Here is a 22,523-nt window from a genome sequence, read left to right as displayed (position 1 = left end):
TTCTCCCCGAGCCGTCAGGCGGCTCGCCCTGGTGGCGTAAAAATACAGGCCATTTGAGGCGGAAATCCTGATGCCTATCTGTTACACTTCGCGCCCGCCATTTTCCGGCTCATCTTCTGACGTCATGTCAGACCCAGCCGTCCTTGGCCCCAAGCCTCGCCGAGGCCGTGCCACACGCCGGCCCAGGCCACTTAAGCCAACTACAGCTCAGCTGGAACACAGGAACCCATTATGAGATTTGAATCGTTCGATTTTGCCCCCGAGATTTTGCGTGCCGTCTCAGAGTGCGGTTATCAGGAGATGACCCCTGTGCAACAGCAGGCGATCCCGACCATTCGCCGTGGCAGCGACGTGCTGGCCAGCGCCCAGACCGGGACCGGCAAGACGGCGGCCTTTGCGCTGCCCATACTGCAACGCCTGGTGGATAACCCGGCCCCGGCCCAGCCTTCCAACGCCCGGGTGCTGATCCTGACCCCGACCCGCGAGCTGGCCGCCCAGGTGGCGAGCAACATCAACGACTTCGCCAAGTATCTGGACATCAGCGTGCTGACTCTGGTCGGCGGTGGCAAGCAGGATGTGCAGGCCCGCAAACTCAAGGCGGGGGCGCACATCATAGTGGCGACCCCGGGCCGCCTGCTCGAGCACCTGACCGCCTGCAACCTCAGCCTCTCCGGTGTCGAGACCCTGGTGCTGGACGAAGCGGATCGCATCCTCGACATGGGCTTCAGCGCCGATGTGCAGCAGATCCTGCAGGCGGTGAGCAAGACCCGTCAGAACCTGCTGTTCTCCGCCACCTTCTCCGACGCCGTGAAGAAGCTGGCCAACCTGATGCTGGACAGACCGCAAATCATCAGCGTCAACAAGCAGAACTCCACCGCCGACACCGTCAGCCACACCGTCTATCCGGTGGAGCAGAAGCGCAAGCGCGAGCTGCTCTCCGAGCTCATCGGCAAGCAGAACTGGCAACAGGTGCTGGTGTTCGCCAGTACCCGCGAGAGTTGTGACGTGCTGGTGGAAGAGCTGAACCTCGACGGCATCAAGTCCGCCGTGGTCCATGGCGAGAAGGCCCAGGGCAGCCGTCGCCGCGCCCTGCGCGAGTTCATGGAAGGCAAGGTGCGGGTGCTGGTGGCCACCGAAGTGGCCGCCCGTGGTCTGGACATCCCGGATCTGCAGTACGTGGTCAACTACGATCTGCCCTTCCTGGCGGAAGATTACGTTCACCGCATCGGCCGTACCGGCCGTGCCGGCAAGAGCGGCATGGCCGTCTCCTTCGTCAGCCGCGAGGAGGAGCGCACCCTGCTGGAGATCGAGGCGCTGATCGGCCAGAAGATCCGCCGCATCATGGTGCCGGGCTACGAGGTGAGCAGCCGAGACGAGCTGATCAAGCAGTTGCAGGAGCGCCGCCGTTTCGGCAAGCGCCCGCAGCGGGAAGACAACGCCGCCGCCCAGGTGATGGCCGAGGCCAAGCTGCAGGGCCAGCGTCTCAAGCGTCTGGCGGCCGCCAAGAAGCCTCGCCAGTCGAAGTAAGCGGACAAGATGATGCAGGGGAGCCTTGGCTCCCGACTCAAGGCGCCGTTGGCGCCTTGATGCTGTTTACCGATCACCCAGAGGACGTGCGATGACCCCGCCAGTCAAGAACCCGCAAGATTACAATGAGGCCCTGCTCGACATGGCCACCCAGAGCCTGGCCGAGCTGGCCCGCACCGCAGAGCAGAAGGCGGGCAAGCGCACCCCGGCGCAAGAGAGCCATTTCCTCTGCACCTGGATGGCGGACTCCCTCAAGGAGAAACGCTTCTCCCGCCTGGTGATGGAGGACTTGAAAGCCTGGGTGCAGCTGGGTCGCACCCTGGGGGCCGGGGCCGATCTCAAGGGACTGCTGTCGCGCATCGTCTGCCAGTATGGCCGGGCCATGGCAGAGCCCGGGCAGTTGGGCGCCAGGCTCGCCACCCTGGTCGCCGAGCTGGAGAGCGCGGGTTGGCTGGTGTTTACCGACAGTGAACTGAGCGCCAGGCAGCGGCTGCTGAGCCAGGGCCAGTCCAGCCTGGTCATCTCCGCCAGCGAGTATCAGGGCCATATCGAGGGGGGAGAGCTGGTGAAGCCTCTTACCCTCTATGTGCGCGGGGATGAAAAACAGCTGGCCGAGGCGGCCTTCAAGCTGGGGCTGCTGCTGAGCCAGGGTGACAAGAAGAGCACCCTGGTCAAGCACCACAAGGCCTACCGGCTGGTGCCGGGCAATGCCCAGCCCGCCCTGGCGCTCCTGGCCGAAGGCTGAGCCTGATCTGAGCCCTGACGTTCATGCCTCTCTCATTACCCCGGCCCAGTGCCGGGGTTTTTGATGGCCGGCCGCCAGCGAAAATGGCGGCAGGGGGAGCTGACTCTGGTGCAGGATCCGCTGCGGCTCGCCGCCTGCACTATGAGGTGCCCTGGGGGAGGGGAGAGGCCGCGCCGAGCAGCCCCACAGTGCGGGCGGCGATGGCCAGATAACGAGGCGATGTGTCCTGCTCCCGCCAGCAGCAGTGCACCAGCTTGATCACATGGTCGTCCAGGCTCTCGATTGCCCGCGGCAGCACCTGCGCCCAATCCAGCCCGGTCGTATCCGGCCAGCGCTGGGACTGCAACCTTGGCGCCCCGACGGTGATGTAGGCGGCGGCCACCGCCTGCCACATCAGGCTCTGCCAGGGCGCTTTGAGCGCCGCTGGCAGGTGGCGCGCGACTATGGCGGCGGCCCGGCTGCCGGTCACCAGATGCAAGACGGTGAAGTTGCCGGTCTGCCAGTAGAGGGGCAGGGCGGCCTCGGCCAGCTGTGCCAGCATATCTTCCCCGTTATCGAGGCTTTGCGGCAGCGCGTTCGGCCAGCGGGGATCGGCCGCCACCTGCCGCAGGCGGGCGGTGATCCACTCTCCCTCCCAGCGCGACCCCTCCCAATGGGCCGCCAGCCCCGCCAGCAGGCGGGTGACGTCCCGGCAGGGGGCACCCGTTCCGGCGGGCAGGATCAGCGCCTTGCACTGCCAGGCGGCCAGCGCTGCCGCCTGCTCCCCCAGGTGGCCGTTTTCCAGCGCACAGGCGAAGCGAATAAGCGGATGAAAGGCGCCGCCTGCCGGGGAGAAACGCTGCGCCAGCAGCTCTTCGAAGCATGGCAGCCAGCCCTCTTCGGCGAATCGGGTCAGCAGTTGCTGGCGCAGTGCCACGAAGCGGGTCTCATCCTCTTCGCCCTGGTTGTTTTCCCCGGCGGGCAGGGCTTGAGTGGTCTGCCAGTGGGTAAAGAAGCGCTGCAACTGCCGGGGGCTGGCCCCCATCTCGTGCAGGGCGTGCAATGCCATGGGGCAGTGGTTGGTGGTGCCGCGACCATTGAGGGCAAAGGCTCGATTGGCATCGAGCAGATGATGAAGATCATGCATAATCATTTGACTCCTTTCATAAGGGGAGACAGGATTGTGCAAGTTAAAGCTAACTTGAGGTCAAGCGTGGCGATGGAACGCAAATGGCTGGCCATCGGCCAGATAGCCAAACGCTCGGGCGTCAAGGCCAGCGCCCTGCGCTTCTACGAGCAGAAGGGGCTGATCCAGAGCCTGCGCAGCGAAGGCGGCCAGCGGCTCTATCCGCAGGATGTGCTGCGGCGCATCGCCTTTATCCGGGTGGCGCAAGGGATGGGCCTCAGCCTCGACGAGATAGCGGCGGCCCTCAGCGGGTTGCCCGATGGCCGCACGCCGGATCGCGGCGACTGGGAGCGGATCGCCGGTCAGTGGCAAGTTCTGCTGGACAGCCGCATAGCCGCCCTGCAACTGATGAGACGCAAGCTCACGGCCTGCATCGGCTGTGGCTGTCTGTCGCTGGAGCACTGCGCCCTCTACAACCCTGAGGACAGGGCCGCCAGCCAGGGAAGCGGCCCTCGTTACTTGCTGGGGGATCTGCCCCCCGCCACCGATTGAACCGCGCAGGCCATGGGCAGTGCCGGGTCAGCCTGGATGACTTTCAAGGAGGAAACATGGATCTGGAACAACTCAAACGGGAGCTGGAGCGCTTTGGCGAACAACATGACGAGGCGCAGCCATCCCGGGGCTGCAAGATGCTCAACATCACCCGTGACACCGGCGAACTGCTGGCGCTGCTGGTGCAGACGAGGGGCGCGCAGGCGGTGCTTGAGATAGGGACTTCAAACGGTTACTCCACCCTCTGGCTGGCCGAAGCGGTGAAGAGACTGAATGGCCGGGTCACCACCATAGAGCGGGATGAGAATAAGATCTCTCTGGCAGAGGCCAACTTTCAGCGTGCGGGACTGAGCTCCTGGATCACCCTGCTGGCGGGGGAGGCCGGCAGCCTGTTCCCCGGCCTGCCGACGGCGGGTTATCAGCTCATCTTTCTGGACTCCGATCGCCAGCACTATCAGGGATGGTGGCCCGAAATACGGCGCCTGCTTGCCACTCGCGGCCTGCTGGTGGTGGACAATGCCATCTCCCATGAGAGCGAGATGAGGGACTGGATGGCGCAGGTGAGGCGCGATCCCGATTTTCTGACCTCGCTGGTGCCGGTGGGTAAGGGGGAGTTTCTGGTGGTGAGACGCTAGGGCGCATCACCGAGAGTCAGGCATAAAAAAACAGCCCCGCATTGGCGGAGCTGTCTGCTTGGGAAGACTCGGTCGGCAGCTTACACCGACAAATAGTCCATGATCCCCTCGGCGGCCTTGCGGCCCTCGTAGATGGCGGTCACCACCAGATCCGAGCCGCGCACTGCGTCGCCACCGGCGAACACCTTGGGGTTGCTGGTCTGGAAGGCATGTTCGGCCTGCTCGGGAGCCTTGATGCGATCCCGGCTGTCGAGCTCGATACCGTGATCACGCATCCAGGGCTGGGGGTTGGGCTGGAAGCCAAACGCCATCACCACGGCATCGGCGGCCAGCACCTGTTCGGAGCCCTCGACCACCACAGGATTGCGACGGCCGTTGGCATCCGGGGTGCCAAGCTCGGTGCTCACCACCTTGATGCCGCAGGTGCGGCCATGGGCATCGAGTTCGACCCCGACAGGCTGGAGGTTGAACATGAATTCCACCCCTTCCTCCTGTGCGTTCTTTACCTCCCGCTTGGAGCCCGGCATGTTCTCGGCATCGCGGCGGTAGGCGCAGATCACCCGATCGGCCCCCTGGCGGATGGCGGTGCGCACGCAGTCCATGGCGGTATCGCCGCCGCCCAGCACCACCACCTGCTTACCGGCGAAGTCGATGTAATCGCTCTGCGCCTTCTCGAAGCCCAGCAAGCGGTTCGCGTTGGAGATGAGGTAGGGCAGGGCGTCATAGACTCCCGGCGCCTCTTCGTTGGCAAAGCCACCCTTCATGTACTTGTAGGTGCCGACCCCGAGGAAGACCGCATCGAACTCGCCAAGGAGGTCGGCGAAGGTGACATCCTTGCCCACCTCGGTCTCGAGACGGAACTCCACCCCCATCCCCTCGAAGATCTCGCGACGGCGCTGCATCACCTCTTTTTCCAGCTTGAAGGAGGGGATGCCGAAGGTCAGCAGACCGCCGATCTCCGGGTACTTGTCGAACACCACCGGGGTGACGCCGTTGCGCGCCAGCACATCGGCACAGGCGAGGCCGGCGGGGCCGGCGCCGATGACGGCGACCCGCTTGCCGGTCTTCACCACCTTGGAGAGATCCGGGCGCCAGCCCATCTCGAACGCCTTGTCGGTGATGTATTTTTCGATGTTGCCTATGGTCACGGCGCCGAATCTGTCGTTCAGGGTGCAGGCACCCTCACAGAGTCTGTCTTGCGGGCAGACGCGACCGCACACCTCCGGCAGGCTGTTGGTCTGGTGGGAGAGCTCCACCGCCTCCAGGATGCGCCCCTCGTTGGCCAGTTTCAGCCAGTTGGGGATGTAGTTGTGCACCGGGCACTTCCACTCGCAATAGGGGTTGCCGCAGTCGAGGCAGCGATCCGCCTGCATGCCGACCTGGGCCTGGTTGAAGGGCTCGTAGATCTCCACGAACTGGATCTTGCGGATCTTGAGCGGCTTCTTGGGCGGGTCGACCCGCTGGACATCGATAAACTGGAATACGTTCTGGCTCATAGGGTTCCCTCCTTATTGCGCCTGGATTCTGAGTTCTGCACTAGAGCGGCTGGTGTGACCAAGCAGGGACTTGACGTCGCTGGACTTGGGCTTGATCAGCCTGAACTTGGGCACATAGGAGTCGAAGTTGGCCAGGATCTCCTCGGCGCGCGAGCTGCCTGTCTCGTTGAGGTGCGCCGTGATGATGCCGCGCAGGTGCTCCTGGTGGATGGCAAGGTCAGCCACGTCCAGCAGTTCTACCAGCTCGGGGTTGGTACGCTTGGCAAAGTTGCCGCACTCGTCCAGCACGTAGGCAAAGCCCCCAGTCATGCCGGCCGCGAAGTTGACGCCAGTGGTACCGAGTATGGTCACAATACCGCCTGTCATGTATTCACAGCCGTTGTCGCCAATCCCCTCGACGACCGCGAGGGCCCCGGAGTTGCGCACCGCGAAGCGCTCGCCCGCGGTGCCGGCGGCGTAGAGCTTGCCGCCGGTGGCGCCATAGAGGCAGGTGTTGCCTATGATGGCCGCCTCGTGGGACTTGAACGCCACGCCGACGTGGGGTTTGACCACCAGCTTGCCGCCTGTCATCCCCTTGCCCACGTAGTCGTTGGCATCACCCGTGAGTATCATCTCGAGGCCGCCGGCGTTCCAGACGCCGAAGCTCTGGCCTGCGGTGCCGTTGAAGTGCACCTTGACCGGATCGGCCGCCATGCCCTGGTTGCCGTGGCGTTTGACTATCTCGCCGGAGAGGCGCGCACCCACCGAGCGGTCTGTGTTGCGGATGTCGTAGCGGAACTCGCCGCCACTCATGTTTTCTACCGCCTCCAGCAGGTCGTCCACCATCTTGAGGTTCAAGGGCCCCTTGTCAAAGGTGGGGTTGTGCTGCTGGCTGAACAGGCTGGAGCCTGCCGGTGCCACCGGGCTTGCCAGAATACCGGACAAGTCCAGCTTGGCCTGACGGGCGGTGAGGCCGGGCAGGGCTTCCAGCAGATCGGTACGACCGATGAGGTCGGTCAGCTGGGTGACGCCGAGCTCTGCCATCAGCTCGCGGGTCTCTTCGGCGATGAACTTGAAGTAGTTCATCACCATCTCCGGCAGGCCGGTGAAGTGCTCGCGGCGCAGCTTCTCATCCTGGGTGGCGACGCCGGTGGCGCAGTTGTTCAGGTGGCAGATGCGCAGGTATTTGCAGCCGAGCGCCACCATGGGGCCGGTGCCAAAACCAAAGCTCTCGGCGCCGAGGATGGCCGCCTTGATGATGTCGAGGCCGGTCTTGAGACCGCCATCCACCTGCAGGCGCACCTTGTGGCGCAGGCCGTTGGCCACCAGGGCCTGCTGGGTCTCGGCCAGCCCCAGCTCCCAGGGGGAGCCGGCGTACTTGACCGAGGTGAGGGGGCTTGCACCTGTGCCGCCGTCGTAGCCGGAGACGGTGATGAAGTCCGCATAGGCCTTGGCCACGCCGCAGGCGATGGTGCCGACGCCGGGCTCGGAAACCAGTTTCACCGACACCAGGCAGTCCGGGTTGATCTGCTTGATGTCGAAGATGAGCTGGGCCAGATCCTCGATGGAGTAGATGTCGTGGTGGGGCGGCGGGGAGATCAGGGTCACGCCGGGCACGGAATAGCGCAGCTTGGCTATCTGGGCCGTCACCTTGTCACCGGGCAGCTGGCCACCCTCGCCGGGCTTGGCGCCCTGGGCCACCTTGATCTGTACCACGTCCGCGTTCATCAGGTAGTGGGGGGTGACGCCAAAGCGCCCCGAGGCCACCTGCTTGATGCGGGAATTCTTCTCGGTGCCGAAGCGCTTGGGATCTTCACCGCCTTCGCCCGAGTTGCTCTGACCGCCGAGGCGGTTCATGGCCACCGCCAGCGCCTCGTGGGCCTCGGGGCCGAGGGCACCGATGGACATGGCGGCGGAGTCGAAGCGGGGGAACAGCTTGACCGCAGGCTCAACCTGCTCCAACGCCACCGGGTTGTCGACCTTCTTCAGGGCGAGCAGATCGCGCAAGGTGGCGACGGGGCGCTCGTTCACCAGGCGGGCGTACTCCTTGTAATCGGCATAGTTGCCGGAGCGCACCGCCACCTGCAGGGTCTGCACCACATCCGGGTTGTAGGTATGGTACTCGCCGCCGTGGACGAATTTCAGCAGCCCGCCCTGGGTCAGCGGCTTGCGACCGAGCCAGGCCTGGCGCGCCAGATTGACCTGATCCTGCTGGATGTCGGTGAAATCGGCCCCCTGGATGCGGCTGGAGACGCCGCGGAAGCAGAGCTCGACCACGGCGCTGGACAGCCCCACGGCTTCGAACAGCTGGGAGCAGCGGTAGCTCGCCACAGTGCTGATGCCCATCTTGGACATCACCTTGTAGAGCCCCTTGTTGATACCGTTGCGGTAGTTGAGCATGGCCTGGCGCAGGCTCATCTTCAGCACCCCTTCCTCGACCTGTTTGGCCAGGGTCTCGTAGGCGAGATAGGGGTAGATGGCGGTGGCGCCAAAGCCCAGCAGCACGGCGAAGTGGTGCGGGTCGCGCACACTCGCTGTCTCCACCAGGATATTGGCGTCACAGCGCAGGTTGCTGTCCACCAGGGTGCGCTGCACTGCCCCCACCGCCATGGCGGCCGGGATGGGCAGAGTGTCGGCACTGATGTCCCGATCAGACAGCACCAGCAGCACTGTGCCATTGCGCGCCTTCTCGGCCGCGTCGGCACAGAGCCGCTCCAGGGCCGCCTGCAGCCCCTCTTCGGGCTGGTAGTTGAGGCTCAGCACTGCGTGACGGTAGTGCTCCCCTTCCAGCGCCAGCAGCTGGTGGAAGTCGGAGTAGAGCAGGATAGGCGACTGGAACAGCACCCGGTGGGCGTGGCCGAAGGTCTCGTTGAAGACGTTCTGCTCGCGGCCGATACAGGTGGCCAGCGACATCACGTGGTTTTCCCGCAGCGGGTCTATGGGCGGGTTGGTCACCTGGGCGAACATCTGGCGGAAGTAGTCGTACAGGGTACGCTGGCTGGAGGAGAGCACCGCCATCGGGGTGTCATCCCCCATGGAGCCCACCGCTTCCTGGCCGTTTTCACCCAGTACCCGGATGATCTGATCCAGCTCCTCATAGGAGTAGCCGAACAGCTTCTGATAGGTTTTCAGCTGATCGTCGGAGAACTCGCGGGCGCCGGTGCTGGCGTCATCCATCTGCTCGAACGGCACCAGCCGCTTGCAGTGCTTGTCCATCCACTGTTTGTAGGTGTGACGGCTCTTGAGATCGTCATCGATCTCGAAGCTGGTCCAGATCTTGCCGTTGCTGGTATCCACTACGAACAGCTCGCCCGGGCCGACCCGGCCCTTCTCCAGCACTTCGTCCGGGGTGTAGTCCCAGGTGCCGACCTCGGACGCGAGGGTGATGAACTTGTCCTTGGTGATGACGTAGCGGGCCGGACGCAGGCCGTTTCTGTCGAGCGCGCAGGTGGCGTAGCGACCGTCGGTCATGACGATGCCGGCCGGGCCATCCCAGGGCTCCATGTGCATGGAGTTGAAGTCGTAGAAGGCGCGCAGGTCGTCATCCATGTTCGGGTGCTTCTGCCACGCAGGCGGGATCAACAGGCGCATGGCGCGGAACAGGTCCATGCCGCCGGCCAAGAAGAGATCCAGCATGTTGTCGAGGCTGGAAGAATCCGATCCCGTGGTGTTGACGAAGGGGGCTGCCTCCTGCAGATCCGGGATCAGCGGGGTGGCGAACTTGTAGCTGCGCGCCTTGGCCCACTGGCGGTTGCCGGCGATGGTGTTGATCTCGCCGTTGTGGGCCAGATAGCGGAACGGCTGCGCCAGCGGCCAGCGCGGGCTGGTGTTGGTGGAGAAACGCTGGTGGAACACGCAGATGGCGGCCTGCATGCGGATGTCGGCGAGATCCAGATAGAAGCGCGGCAAATCCACCGGCATGCACAGTCCTTTATAGACGGTGACCAGGTTGGAGAGGCTGACCACATAGAAGTAGTCGTCGCTGATGCGTTTCTCGATGCGGCGACGCACTATATAGAGGCGGCGCTCGAGATCCTTGTCGACCCAGCCGGGAGGCGCGTTGACAAAGACCTGTTCAATGCTTGGCAGGGACGCCTTGGCGATGGGACCGAGCACATTGGTATCGATGGGCACCTTGCGCCAACCGACCAGACTCAGGGTCTCTCTTTCCAGCTCCTCGTCGATGATGTCGCGGGTCTGCTGGGCCAATACGGGGTCCGGGTTGAGGAACAGCATACCCACCGCGTAGTTGCGGCCCAGGTGCCATCCCTTCTCTTCGGCGACAGCGCGATAGAAGCTGTCCGGTTTTTGCAGCAGCAGACCACAGCCATCGCCGGTCTTGCCGTCGGCGGAGATGCCGCCGCGGTGCTGCATGCGAGCCAAGGCTGACATCGCGAGACGGACAAGCTTGTGGCTGGCTTCCCCTTCCATGTGGGCCAACAGGCCGAAGCCACAGTTATCCCTCTCCAGCTTTGGATCATATAGTGACATTGCATTTCTCCCTTGCTCGGCCTTCCATCGCACTGTCATCAACAGATTGCATAAATTGCGATTGGCTCTTGTGGTTCCGTCCGCCTGAGGTGGCGAATCTCCAAACTAATGGGATTTTCGAGCAAGGTCAATTGGACATCCCGCTTGTTTGCAATGTTACACCGCCATAACAAAATGCGGGTTTCAGAGACTCCATTCGGTTTTTCATATATAAAAATCTATTAAGATAATTTTCTTTAGTTTATTGAACTGGAAATGGTGGTTTTGGTGGTTGACTGCTTCGCGTCACCTGACTGTAGTAATTTTACCAATCCATTCCGTCGGGGGTGGGCGGGGATCACATTTCAGAATCCTGAGCCTTGCATTTATCCGGATGCGGGCTAAGCGAGATTTTTGCAGTGCTAACAGCCGGTTAGAGAGGGGTAATTGCTCCACTGCTCCCTCTTTGCCGAAGGCTTGTGGTTTCCAAAAGTAACCTTAAAACCCTGTCTGTGGGTATTTATCGCACGCAATGTGAATATTTATATGGTTTTTGGGGGCGGGGCGGCTTGATCCAGCTCAGCCTGGGGGCGGGCCTCTGCCAGTACAATGACAGCTCATATCGGAGGTGTCATGCAGTTACACGAACTCATCAATACATTCGGCCAGGATCTCAAGCAGCGTCATGGCCAGAAGATCCACAAACTCTCCATCCACGGCGCCTTCACCTGCCCGAATCGGGACGGCACCCTGGGCCGCGGCGGCTGCACCTTCTGCAATGTCTCCTCGTTTGCCGACGAATCGACCCAGCAGCTTTCTGTCGTGCAACAACTGCTGGCACGCCGGGACGAAGTGACCCGCGCCAAACGCTATCTCGCCTACTTTCAGGCCTATACCAGCACCTATGCCGAGGTGGAATACCTGCAACGCATGTATGAGGAGGCGTTGTCGGTCAGCGACATGGTGGGGCTCTGTGTCGGGACCCGGCCCGACTGCGTGCCGGATGCGGTGCTGGATCTGCTGGCGGGTTATCAGGCCCGTGGCTACGAGGTGTGGCTGGAGCTGGGGCTGCAGAGCGCCCATGACAAGACGCTGCAGCGCATCAACCGGGGCCACGGCTACGCCGCCTATGCCGATGCGGTCGAGCGGGCCCATAGGCGCGGCATCAAGGTCTGTGCCCATCTGATCGTTGGCCTGCCCGGCGAGGTGCCCATGGATAGCCTTGAAACCCTGCATCGCATCGTTGCGACCGGGGTCGAGGGGATCAAGCTGCATCCGCTCCACGTGGTGGAAGGGAGCACCCTTGGCAAGGCGTGGCAGGCAGGGCGGCTGGAGGTGCTGACCCTGGAACAGTATGTGGAGGCGGCGGTGGCCATGATCCAGCACACGCCCCCCGAGGTGGTCTATCACCGCATCTCGGCGTCGGCGCGCCGTCCAACCCTGCTGGCTCCAGCCTGGTGCGAGAATCGCTGGACCGCCATGACCGAGATCGCCGCTGAGCTGACTCGTTCAGGCCCCCAGGGGCATGCCCTGGGCCGACCCTTCTCGCTCGCTCCTTTTAATGAGTGACGACTCTAATTTCATTAAAAAAACAGAGGGTTATTAGATGAAATTCAGTCTTTGCAGTATAGTTTCGTTCAAGTCGCCTTGATAAGATGGTCGGCTTGAAAAAGATATTGTTATCAATAACTCTTTAGTAATTAATGGACCGGGCAGGACATCTCGCACTCCTTGCCGTCATCAGATGACGTGCGTGGCTCCTCTATCCCCGGCTTGACGATGTGTGAGTCTGGCGATGGCATTCGATGCCACTGCCCAGTGCGCTAATTGGGTTGTCGGTTCGCGATGATGGGATCTGCTCTGCATTCACAGGTCGCCACCAGGTTCCGGGTGATGATTTCCCTGCGACAACCGTCTGAATCATGTTTTGACAGGATGCTATGCAAGCAGAAACCAGCCATATAGATGAACTATTGGAATGCCTGGTCTTTTTGACCCGTTTTTATGGCGTACCCAATAGTCAGGATGCCCTCACCACGGGCTTGCCACTGGTCTCGGGCCGTCTGAGTACGGCGCTCTTCAGCCGCGCAGCCGAGCGTGGCGGTTTGTCCGCCCGTGAGGTGATCCAGCCACTCGAAAACATCTCTCCCCTGCTGCTGCCCTGCGTCTTGCAGACGCGGCAGGGCGGCGCCTGCATCCTGCTGGAGTGGAACAAGGAGAGGAGCCAGGCCAAGGTCATCTTCCCCCAGGCCGGTGATGCGGCGCAGTGGGTCAGCACTGCCCAGCTGGGTGACGAGTACAACGGCCGGCTGTTCTTCGTCAAGAAGCAGTTCAAGTTCGATGAACGTTCCCCCAAGGTGCTGGAGACCCGGGATGGTCACTGGTTCTGGAGCACGCTGTTTGAATCCCGTGGCATCTATCGCGATGTGCTGATTGCCTCCATCCTCATCAACCTCTTTGCGGTGGCCAGCCCCCTGTTCACCATGAATGTCTACGACAAGATCGTGCCCAACCTGGCGTTCGACTCCCTCTGGGTGCTGGCGGTCGGGGCCATGGTAGTGTTCACCTTTGACTTCGTGATGCGCCAGTTGCGCAGCTACTTCATCGACATTGCCGGCAAGAAATCGGACGTGCTGCTGTCAGCCAAGATCTTTGCCAAGGTGATGGGGATGAAGATGGAGTCCCGCCCGGCCTCGACGGGGGCGTTCGCCAAGCATCTGCAGGAGTTTGAATCGGTGCGGGAGTTCTTCACCTCCGCCACCGTATCGACCCTGATTGATCTGCCGTTTGCGGTGTTCTTCCTCTTCATCATCTGGCTGTTTGCCGGCGTCATGGTGGTGGTGCCCATCGTCGCCATGCTGATCCTGGTGGCCTACAGCTTCTATATCCAGGCACCGCTCAAGCAGTCCATCGAGGAGGGCTCCCGTCTGGCCTCCCAGAAGAACGCCAACCTGATCGAAAGCATCTCCGGCCTTGAGACCGTCAAGATCTTCGGCGCCGAGAGCATGTTCCAGCACCGCTGGGAGCAGGCGGTGTCCCACATCTCTACCTGGGGCGTGCAGACCCGTCGCATCACCAATTCCATGTCTTCCCTGGCGAGCTACATCCAGCAGGTGGTGACCGTGGGGCTGGTGATTGTAGGTGTCTATCAGATATCGGAAGGGCTGGTGACCATGGGGGGCATGATCGCCGCCGTCATGTTGTCCAGCCGCGCCATCGCGCCCATGGTGCAGCTCTCCGTGCTGTCGACCCGCTACAACCAGGCCAAGTCCGCCCTGGAGATCCTGGAGAAGATCATGATGACACCGGGCGAGCAGGAGGAGGGCAAGCAGTACATTCACCACCCCATCATCCAGGGCCGCATCGAGTTCGAAAACGTCTCCTTCAAATATCCGGGCATGGAAAGCAGCACCCTGCACAACATCAACCTGCGCATCGAGCCGGGCGAAAAGGTCGCCATCATAGGACGGATCGGCGCGGGTAAAACCACGCTGGAAAAGTTGCTGATGGGGCTCTACCGACCGACAGACGGTCTGGTGCGCCTCGATGGCTTCGAGCTGGATCAGCTGCCACCGGCCGCCATTCGCCGCAACATCGGCTGTGTGCCGCAGGATGTGACCCTCTTCTTTGGCTCGGTGCGGGACAACATCATGCTGGGCAACCCGCTGGTGGATGATGCCCGGGTCGTGCGCGCCGCCAAGCGGGCCGGCGTTACCAACTTTACCAATCGGGATCCCAATGGGCTGGACCGGCAGATAGGCGAGGGCGGGCGTCAGCTATCAGGTGGTCAGCGTCAGGCCATTTTGCTGGCCCGTGCCCTGCTCAACGATCCGCCCATCCTGGTGATGGATGAGCCAACGTCCAACATGGACAACCAGTCAGAGATGCATGTGAAGCAGGAGCTGGCCAGGCTGGGGCCTGAAACCACGCTGATCCTCATCACCCACAAGACGTCCATGCTGGATGTGGCCTCCCGGGTCATCGTCGTGGAGCAGGGGAAGATAGTGGCTGACGGCCCCAAGGAGACGGTGCTGCAACAACTGAAGGAAGGCAAGGTGCGGGTACAGGAGACGGCCAATGGCTAACAACTGGTTCAAGAAAACGGCACCAGACACAGTGTTGCCCGCCTCCGAGCACCTCGAGTATGTCGACGACGGTGCCGCCGCCGTCTTGCTGAGCACGCCAACCCGCGCCAAGGTGCTGCTCTGGGCCTGCTTCCTGTTCTTCATGAGTGCCATCATCTGGGCCGCCTGGGCCGAGCTTGACGAGGTCACCGTCGGTCAGGGCAAGGTCATTCCATCTCGCCAGCTGCAGGTGATCCAGAACCTGGAAGGGGGGATCGTCAAGGAGATCTTCGTCAAGGAGGGGGACATAGTCGAAAAGGGGCAGCCTCTGCTGCGCATAGACGATACCCGCTTCAAGTCGGATTTTCGCGAGCGTGAACAGGAGCTGGTGATCCTCAAGGGCGACATCGCCCGTCTGCGTGCCGAGATCCGCAGTGTGGTGGTCAAGAGAGAACCCAACCTCGGCTGGCGTGAGCAGGTGGTCATCGACAAGCAGCCCATCGACTTCCCCGAAGGGTTCGAGAACGTCTTTGCGGAATACGTGGCCCGTGAAAAGTCGGTTCAGGACGAGCGGCTCAACAACCTGAACAACCAGCTCTACATACTCGGCCAGCAGATCGAGCAGAAGGAGCAGGAGACCATAGAGCTCAATGCCAAGATAAGGACAGTGAGCCGCAGCGTGGATCTGGCCCGTCAGGAGCTGAACATCAGCCGGCCTCTCGCAAAAGAGGGTATAGTTCCTCAAGTGGAGCTAATTAAACTGGAACGACAGGTCAACGAGATGCAGGGCGAGCTGGAAGCCAACCGCCTGCTCATCCCCAAACTCAACTCGGTGCTGCGGGAGACCATCTCCAAGCGCAATGACATCGCCTTGAAGTTCAGAGCGGACTCCCAGACCGAGCTTAATGAACGCCAGGGCAAGCTGAGTCAATTGTCCGAGGGCCAGGTCGGTCTGCGGGACAGGGTCGATCGGACCAGCGTGATAGCGCCTCTCAAGGGCACCATCAAGAAGCTCAAGATCAATACCCTGGGGGGGGTCGTGCAGCCGGGCATGGATCTGATGGAAATCGTGCCGCTGGAGGATACCCTGCTGGTGGAAGCCAAGGTTTCCCCCAAAGACATCGCCTTCCTGCGACCCGGACTGGAGGCCGTGGTCAAGATAACTGCTTATGATTTCACTGTTTATGGAGGTTTACATGGCAAGGTTGAGCAGATAAGCGCCGACTCGATCCAGGATGAGGAGGGCAACTCCTTCTATCTGGTTCGGGTGCGTACCGAGAAGAGTTATCTGGGCGATGAGCTTAACGCACTTCCCATCATCCCCGGTATGTTAGCCAGTGCAGATATTATTACTGGTAAAAAAAGTGTCCTAGACTACTTGCTCAAGCCCATCCTGCGGGCTAAGCAGTCGGCACTGAGAGAACGATAAGCCAACAATCTAAAAACAACATGACTGGAGATACCATGAAGAAGACGATTGTTGCCATGCTGGTTAGTGGCACCATACTGTTCCCGGGCCTGAGCCAGGCACAGACACTGGAACAGTCAGTGGCACAGTCACTGGCTACCCATCCGAAAATCAAGGAAGCTTTTGATCTCTATCAGGCACGACTGTACCAGCATGATGGAGCCAAGGGCGGCTACTATCCCACCATCGATCTGCGTGGCGGCGTTGGCTACGAGAAGACCGACAGCCCCTCGACCCGTGCGGCGCCCGCCAACTCGCAGACGATCGATGATTCCATGACTCGTAAGGAAGCCGGGATCAGCCTGCGCCAGATGCTGTTTGATGGCTTCGATGTCAGCAGCAACGTGGCCCGGACCGATGCTGCCGCCCAGGCCCAGCGTCTGGCCATGATCTCCGAGGCGGAGAACACTGCCCTGCGGGTGGCCGAGGTGTACCTCAACATGCTGCGCCAGCAGGAGATCCTGGAGCTGTCCAAGCAGAACCTGGAAACTCACGAGCAGATCCGCAGTGACATCCAGAAACGGACAGACTCAGGTTTGGGTTCGACGGCGGACCAGACCCAGATCGATGGTCGTGTGGCTCGTGCCTACTCCAACCAGGCGGCCGCGGAGAACAACTATCGGGATGCCGAGAGCGAGTTCATCCGGGTCGTGAATGAGGTGCCCAAGGATCTGGTACAACCGGCCCCCAACAGCCAGTTGATCCCCGCCACCCTGGAGGACGCGCTGAAGACGGCCACCGAGGTTCACCCGACCCTGCTCTCCTCCCTGCAAGACATCGAAGAGGCCAAGTATCAGCATGAAGGCTCCAAGTCCGGGTTCTACCCGAACGTGGCCTTCGAGGTGGATCAGAACTGGAACGAGGACATCGATGCGGTCAAGGGACGCAACGACGATCTCACCGCCATGGTCCGGATGCGCTACAACCTGTTCCGTGGCGGCTCCGATCTGGCTGAAAGCAAGGCCACCTCAGCACTCTATTCCCAGGCAAAAGACATTCACCTGAATGCCTTCCGTCAGGTGGAAGAGGGGACCCGTCTCGCCTGGAATGCCAAGGAGTCGCTGGCCAAGCAGAAAGTCTTCCTGAAAGAGCACGTGGATGCCAGCTACGACACCGTACAGGCGTACAAGAAGCAGTTTGGTCTGGGACAACGGACCTTGCTGGACGTGCTGAACACGGAGAACGAACTGTTCGAGGCTCGCCGCAGCTACATCACGGCCGAGTATGATGCCCTGCTGGCGGATTACCGTATCCTCAATGCCACCGGGGGACTGCTCAATGCCATGAATGTACAGCAGCCCGCTGACTGGCAGGCCAACAACAACTGATGGTCATCGTGCTGATGCCATATCAGTCAGAAGAAATGGCTGCAGCTTGCTGCAGTCATTCTTTTATGCGTTTGGCTCTCAACTGAAGATTGCAATGGCATGCCGCAGGGGAAACATGTGACATCGTGGTGCAAGGCTGGGAGCCGCGGGCTCTTCTGGCCAGCATGGCTCATCCGCCCCGTGCAGCGTTGGCGGCTCCAGCTGTTGTGGCTGGTGCTGCTGTCTATCCCTCTGTTGCTCAGCGCCAGCCAGCCCTTGTCGTCGGAAGATCTGAAGCTGGTCAAGCGGGCGGAGGAGACCTACGGCCCTCGTGCAGGCAAGCGGGTCACCAGCTGGCGCACGCTGGCCATGCAGAACCGGGCTGCGGGTCTGACGGAACGGCAGAAACTGGAGAAAGTGAACCAGTTTTTCAATCAGATGCGGTTTATCGATGACATCAAGCTGTGGCACAAGAAGGATTACTGGGCGACCCCGCTGGAGTTTTTGGGTGCGGCTGGCGGAGATTGTGAAGACTTCAGCATTTCCAAATACTTTACGCTGCTGGAACTTGGCATTCCGGATGAAAAAATGCGGATGGTATATGTCAAGGCATTGGATTATAACCAGTTTCATATGGTTGTTGCCTATTATGAGACGCCAGCATCAGTGCCTCTCATTCTGGACAACCTTGTCGGCGCCATTCGCCCGGCCAGTCAGCGGGCGGATCTGGTGCCAATTTACAGCTTTAACGGTAGTCACTTGTGGTTGATGAAGGCGCGTGGTCAAGGGGAACTGGCCGGGCAATCATCCCGCTTGGGATTATGGACTGACTTACGCAATCGCATGACTTCAGGGCGATTGGCTCGGCCTGTGGTGAATTTGGATGATTAACCTATGACGCTCTACAGACAACTATTGGCAACCATGCTGTTACTGTTCGGATTGCTGTTTGCCGCCACCTATTGGGTACAGTTCAATTCGACCCGCAACTATCTGGCACAGCAGCAGGAGACCACAGTCATCAACACCTCCACCGCCCTGGGTCTGGCGTTGACGCCTTATCTGGAGAACGGGGACAAGGTGAGTGCCGAATCCGTCATGAAGGCCGTGTTCGACGGTGGCTACTATCGGCTGGTCCGCCTCGATCTGCTGGCTTCCAAGGATGTCATCGAGTTGGAAAACAGCAGCGACATTCAGGGGGTGCCGCAGTGGTTTATCAGGCTGGGCCTCTTCCCTGAGGTATCCAACGAATCCATTCTGACCTCGGGTTGGCTGCAACTGGGCAAGCTGAAGATAGTGGGCCATCCGGGACAGGCCTACTACGAGCTCTGGAAGGGGATGAGCGAGTTGGCGACCTGGTTCCTGGTGGGCTTCCTGATCACCACCATACTGCTGATGCGGGCACTCAACTACCTGCTCAAACCGCTCAAGCTCATCTGCGAGCAGGCGGTCGAGATAGAGCTGCACCACTTCGGGCACGCCATTCCCGAGCCCAAGAGCCGCGAGTTGAAACAGGTGGTGCAGGCCATCAACACCCTCTCGAGCAAGCTGGCGGTGCAGTTCAAGGAGCAGGCCGATGAAGCCGAAAACCTGCGCGCCCGCGTCTATGTGGATGCGGTATCCGGGCTCGGCAACCGCTCCTACTTCGTGGGGCAGGTCAATGCCTGGATCGCCGAGGCGGGACAGGGGGGCGTCATGCTGGTGGCCGTCGACATGCTGGATGATCTCTATCGTGAGGAGGGCTATGCCGCGCGGGACAACATGGTCAAGTCCATCGCCCAGGTGCTCAGGGAGTTGCTGGACGGCTGGGATGGTGCGGCGCTGTCCCGGATCTCGGCCACCGAATATGCCCTGCTCTGTCCTACTGATGATCTGTCGCAGCTCAAGGATCTGGCGGAGCTTATCAATAGCCGTATCGCCGATCTGGTGGTCAATCCCATGGGTGAGAGCGGTGCGCTCTCGGTCGTCGGGATCGCCGGCCGTGATGGCGATGATGATCTCTCCGCCCTGCTGACCAAGGCGGACAATGCGCTGGGCAAGGCGCGCAACGAGCGGCGGGGTGCCGTCGTCATGGAAGGGGGCTCGGATCAGGGATTGATGGGGCGTCTGGCCTGGCGTGATCTGGTACAGGATGCAATGGCCCGAAACCTGTGGCGCTTCAAGGCGCAGCCTGCCTACCGCTTCGATGATGGCACGCGCCTGCATGCGGAGCTGTTTGCTTCCATCTCGCGCGATGGGACCGACTATTTCGCCGGCCAGTTCTTGCCCGCCATAGAGCAGTTCCAGATGGGCGCCGAGTTTGACAAGGCCGTACTGGAAGCCTGCGTGCCCTTGTTCAGGCAGCAACCCGAGCTGGTGCTGGCGGTCAACATCACCGCAGGGTCGCTTTGCTCGGATGAGTTCCTGACCTGGCTGAGAGGCTATCTGGCCGTGAACGGCGAGTTGAAGGAGAGGCTGCTGTTCGAGATCCCTGAGGCCGCCATCATGAAACACAAGCAGCATGTGACCAACCTGGTCGACGTGCTGCGAGAGCAAGGCTTCCTGTGGGGGGTCGATCACTATGGTCGCCACTTCCAGTCCCTGGGGTATCTCGAGGAGCTGGCTCCTGCCTACGTCAAGGTGGATCATGGCTATACCAGCCAGGTCATGGAGCCGGGCGCCGATACCTCCTTCCTGGCTGCGGTCTGCCGGGCAGCCCACAATGCGGGTGTCACGACCATCGCCACCCGAGTGGAAGGTCAGCAGCAGGTCGAGGTGCTGGCCAACCTGCACATAGACGGTTACCAGGGCTTCGTTCATCCGGCATTCCCACTGCCGTGAATCAGGCAATCATATTGAAAGGGGCCCCAATGGGGCCCTTTTTTATATCCATTTAGAATATATGAAGGTGCTTTTCTGCGATGGAGATACAGAAAGCCTGAAAGACGAGTTGTTAGTTTATTGATTTATCTGTGTAAAAAATATCCATTCGATTCGCTGCATCGGATGAAGCCAAACAGATTCAATGTTGTACATTTTTGCAACTGAAGCCCGATGAACGCGCATCTAGAGTGTAGGCATCAAGATCTGTCACCCTGGAGCAATGGATATGCGCACCCAAATCATCGACAAAACCGTCGTCGTCTCTTCCGTGGAAGGCAATGTTCAGATCCTGCTTGCCGATGGCAGCAGCCGTCCTCTCCAGCCTGGCGAGATATTGCAACCGGGCGCCAAGCTCAATATTGCCGACGATGCGAAATTGATGTTGGCACCCTACGATGACAACCCCGGACAGGCCGCAGCCACCCCTGCCGAGACAGATACACCGGCCGAAGGGCAACCCTCATCATCGGTCGAGAACAGCAACCTCCCTCCAGAAATTGCGGCCTTGCAAGAATCCATCCTGCAAGGGGTCGACCCGACCAAGAACTTTGAAGCCGCCGCAGCCGGCGGGGCGCCTGCCGCAGGTGGGGGTGGCGGCATCGGCGGGGTAGCGGGGGCCAGTGGCAACGGCGGCTTTGTCGTCATCGATCGTATCGGTGATGCAACCATAGCCGAGGCCGGATTCGATACCAGTTATGATGCCTTGCTCGATCAGAATGTGCTGCAGGAAGACGATCTCCTGCCAGAGAATGAGCTCGATGATCTGGATGAATCTGAAGTCACCCAGGAAGACCAAGCCATCAGTGGCAACCTGCTGATCAACAGCAGCAACTCGGATGGTCCTCAAGACACATCCATTGTTTCCTATAGCTGGGGCAGCAACATCGGCATTCTGGCCGGTGTCGAGAGCTCATTGGAGGGGATAGGCACCCTCATCATCAATGCCGACGGCTCCTACACCTTCACTCCGGCACTCAACTACACAGGCCCTGTGCCGCCGGCCAACTACATAGTGACCGATGGCGACGACACCAATAACTCCATTCTGACCATCACCATTACCCCCACGGATGAGACAGTCTCCTTGGGCGGGCTGCAGGTCGAAGGGGGCGAGCTTGTTCTGAGTGAAACCGCATTGGCCGATGGCAGCAGCCCGAATGCTGCAGGCCTGACCAAGAGCGGCGCCTTCACCTTCAATGCGGCAGATGGCATCCAGAGCCTGGCTCTGGGTGGCGTGGTACTCATCAGTAACGGCCAGGTCATCAGTAGCTTCCCGCAGGCGATCCCGAGCCCTCTGGGCAATCAACTGTTGGTGACAGGCATCAGTTACAACCCGGTGACAGGCGCTGGCACTGTGACTTACAGCTACACCCTGAGCGATAACGAGGCTCACACTCAGCCTGCCAATGACACTGCCCTGACCGAAAGTTTCAACGTCGCGCTGACGGACAGCGACGGTGACAGCACCAGCGCCAGTCTGGATGTGGTGATACTTGATGACGTGCCCAGCGTGAGCCTGCTCCCTGGGGCCGGTGAGCTGGGTGTGGTCAGCGTGGACGAGAGCTTGCCTGCCTTGGGTGGTGCAGGCAGCGATGGCATAGGCAGTGCAACCCTGGCGGCAGCCGTGGTGCAAGCCCAGTTCAGCCATGCGTTCGGTGCGGATGGTGCGGGCAGCATCGGCTACAATCTGACCCTCACTGGCAGCAATGTGGCGAGCGGCCTCTATGCGGTTGATCCGCTGGCCGCCAATGGCCAGGGCACTCAGATAGTGCTCAACCAGGTAGGCAATGTCATCACCGGCAGCGCCAACGGGGTGAGCTACTTCACCCTTACCATAGATCCGGCCACCGGTGCCGTGACCCTGAACCTGTTGGACAATATCTGGCAAGGTGATACCAGCAGCCATGATGACAGCGTCAGTCTGACCCTGAACAGCGGCGTGCTGACCCTGGTGCAGACCGTCACCGATGCCGACGGTGACAGTGTCAAGGCCAGCCTCGATCTGGGAGTCAGTGGGGTGTTCCGCTTCGAGGACGATGGCCCGGCTTCAGGCTTGGCCGTCGAGCTCCAACGTCCAGGCTTTATTGTGGTGGATGAGAGCCTGCCAGCCCTGGATGGGGCAGGCAGTGATGGTATTGCAAGCGCGGTGTTGAGTGGTGCCGCCGTACAGTCCCAATTTACTCATGCCTTTGGCGCAGACGGGGCGGGCAACATCGGCTACAACCTGGCCCTCACTGGCAGCAATGTGGCGAGCGGCCTCTATGCGGTTGATCCGCTGGCCGCCAATGGCCAGGGCGCGCAGATCCTGCTCAA

14 protein-coding genes are annotated in these 22,523 nt (G+C 61.0%); 11 read left to right on the top strand and 3 right to left on the bottom strand.

The features are described from left to right. Positions 1–231: 231 nt before the first annotated feature. Together HB860_RS09725 and HB860_RS09720 are read left to right on the top strand one after the other, a co-directional pair. Positions 232–1,527 (top strand): DEAD/DEAH box helicase, encoded by a 1,296-nt coding sequence (locus tag HB860_RS09725; protein WP_162519212.1) that lies wholly within the window; start codon positions 232–234, stop codon positions 1,525–1,527. Positions 1,528–1,618: 91 nt separating this feature from the next. Continuing rightward, positions 1,619–2,272: a DUF2913 family protein gene (locus HB860_RS09720; RefSeq protein ID WP_247626500.1), complete on the top strand. Its 654-nt coding sequence runs from the start codon at positions 1,619–1,621 to the stop codon at positions 2,270–2,272. Positions 2,273–2,411: 139 nt separating this feature from the next. On the opposite strand, the gene HB860_RS09715 is transcribed toward HB860_RS09720, so the two are convergent. Then, entirely contained in the window at positions 2,412–3,404 is a 993-nt protein-coding gene (locus HB860_RS09715) for a questin oxidase family protein (protein ID WP_247626499.1), read from the bottom strand. A gap of 66 nt (positions 3,405–3,470) precedes the next feature. On the opposite strand from HB860_RS09715, the gene soxR reads away from it, so the two are divergent. Together soxR and HB860_RS09705 are read left to right on the top strand one after the other, a co-directional pair. Then, a complete protein-coding gene (soxR, locus tag HB860_RS09710; RefSeq protein ID WP_247626498.1) occupies positions 3,471–3,929 on the top strand; it encodes a redox-sensitive transcriptional activator SoxR in 459 nt (152 codons plus the stop codon). A 56-nt stretch (positions 3,930–3,985) separates the two neighbouring features. Further along, complete coding sequence (locus tag HB860_RS09705) at positions 3,986–4,564, top strand: O-methyltransferase (protein ID WP_247626497.1); 579 nt, start codon at positions 3,986–3,988, stop codon at positions 4,562–4,564. 80 nt (positions 4,565–4,644) lie between these two features. Here HB860_RS09705 and HB860_RS09700 read toward each other — a convergent pair whose 3' ends face one another. Both HB860_RS09700 and gltB read right to left on the bottom strand, forming a co-directional pair. After that, a complete protein-coding gene (locus HB860_RS09700) occupies positions 4,645–6,060 on the bottom strand; it encodes an FAD-dependent oxidoreductase (RefSeq protein ID WP_247626496.1) in 1,416 nt (471 codons plus the stop codon). Between the two features lie 12 nt (positions 6,061–6,072). After that, positions 6,073–10,530 (bottom strand): glutamate synthase large subunit, encoded by a 4,458-nt coding sequence (gltB, locus tag HB860_RS09695; protein ID WP_247626495.1) that lies wholly within the window; start codon positions 10,528–10,530, stop codon positions 6,073–6,075. A 612-nt stretch (positions 10,531–11,142) separates the two neighbouring features. On the opposite strand from gltB, the gene HB860_RS09690 reads away from it, so the two are divergent. The 7 genes from HB860_RS09690 to HB860_RS09660 form a co-directional block, all read left to right on the top strand. Beyond that, positions 11,143–12,078: a TIGR01212 family radical SAM protein gene (locus tag HB860_RS09690; RefSeq protein ID WP_247626494.1), complete on the top strand. Its 936-nt coding sequence runs from the start codon at positions 11,143–11,145 to the stop codon at positions 12,076–12,078. A gap of 371 nt (positions 12,079–12,449) precedes the next feature. Continuing rightward, a complete protein-coding gene (locus HB860_RS09685) occupies positions 12,450–14,594 on the top strand; it encodes a type I secretion system permease/ATPase (protein ID WP_247626493.1) in 2,145 nt (714 codons plus the stop codon). After that, positions 14,587–16,002 (top strand): HlyD family type I secretion periplasmic adaptor subunit, encoded by a 1,416-nt coding sequence (locus HB860_RS09680; RefSeq protein ID WP_139436706.1) that lies wholly within the window; start codon positions 14,587–14,589, stop codon positions 16,000–16,002. Before HB860_RS09685 ends, HB860_RS09680 begins: the two co-directional genes overlap by 8 nt. A gap of 35 nt (positions 16,003–16,037) precedes the next feature. Further along, positions 16,038–17,369 (top strand): TolC family outer membrane protein, encoded by a 1,332-nt coding sequence (locus HB860_RS09675; protein WP_139436708.1) that lies wholly within the window; start codon positions 16,038–16,040, stop codon positions 17,367–17,369. Positions 17,370–17,468: 99 nt separating this feature from the next. Next, positions 17,469–18,239, top strand: a complete 771-nt coding sequence (locus HB860_RS09670; RefSeq protein WP_247626492.1) for a transglutaminase-like cysteine peptidase — start codon at positions 17,469–17,471, stop codon at positions 18,237–18,239. A 3-nt stretch (positions 18,240–18,242) separates the two neighbouring features. Continuing rightward, positions 18,243–20,168, top strand: coding sequence for an EAL domain-containing protein (locus HB860_RS09665; RefSeq protein ID WP_247626491.1), 1,926 nt, complete (start codon positions 18,243–18,245; stop codon positions 20,166–20,168). 268 nt (positions 20,169–20,436) lie between these two features. After that, on the top strand, positions 20,437–22,523 hold a 2,087-nt coding region (locus tag HB860_RS09660; protein ID WP_247626490.1), incomplete at its 3' end, for a retention module-containing protein.

It is taken from the genome of Aeromonas genomosp. paramedia, assembly GCF_023093515.1.
Classification (GTDB): domain Bacteria; phylum Pseudomonadota; class Gammaproteobacteria; order Enterobacterales; family Aeromonadaceae; genus Aeromonas.
This window is presented reverse-complemented; position numbering and strand designations above follow the sequence as displayed.

Excerpts from the sequence above, each read along its gene's own strand:
- HB860_RS09725 (WP_162519212.1), top strand. The coding sequence starts at position 232 with ATGAGATTTGAATCGTTCGATTTTGCCCCCGAGATTTTGCGTGCCGTC.
- HB860_RS09720 (WP_247626500.1), top strand. The coding sequence starts at position 1,619 with ATGACCCCGCCAGTCAAGAACCCGCAAGATTACAATGAGGCCCTGCTC.
- HB860_RS09715 (WP_247626499.1), bottom strand. The coding sequence starts at position 3,404 with ATGATTATGCATGATCTTCATCATCTGCTCGATGCCAATCGAGCCTTT.
- soxR (WP_247626498.1), top strand. The coding sequence starts at position 3,471 with ATGGAACGCAAATGGCTGGCCATCGGCCAGATAGCCAAACGCTCGGGC.
- HB860_RS09705 (WP_247626497.1), top strand. The coding sequence starts at position 3,986 with ATGGATCTGGAACAACTCAAACGGGAGCTGGAGCGCTTTGGCGAACAA.
- HB860_RS09700 (WP_247626496.1), bottom strand. The coding sequence starts at position 6,060 with ATGAGCCAGAACGTATTCCAGTTTATCGATGTCCAGCGGGTCGACCCG.
- gltB (WP_247626495.1), bottom strand. The coding sequence starts at position 10,530 with ATGTCACTATATGATCCAAAGCTGGAGAGGGATAACTGTGGCTTCGGC.
- HB860_RS09690 (WP_247626494.1), top strand. The coding sequence starts at position 11,143 with ATGCAGTTACACGAACTCATCAATACATTCGGCCAGGATCTCAAGCAG.
- HB860_RS09685 (WP_247626493.1), top strand. The coding sequence starts at position 12,450 with ATGCAAGCAGAAACCAGCCATATAGATGAACTATTGGAATGCCTGGTC.
- HB860_RS09680 (WP_139436706.1), top strand. The coding sequence starts at position 14,587 with ATGGCTAACAACTGGTTCAAGAAAACGGCACCAGACACAGTGTTGCCC.
- HB860_RS09675 (WP_139436708.1), top strand. The coding sequence starts at position 16,038 with ATGAAGAAGACGATTGTTGCCATGCTGGTTAGTGGCACCATACTGTTC.
- HB860_RS09670 (WP_247626492.1), top strand. The coding sequence starts at position 17,469 with ATGCCGCAGGGGAAACATGTGACATCGTGGTGCAAGGCTGGGAGCCGC.
- HB860_RS09665 (WP_247626491.1), top strand. The coding sequence starts at position 18,243 with ATGACGCTCTACAGACAACTATTGGCAACCATGCTGTTACTGTTCGGA.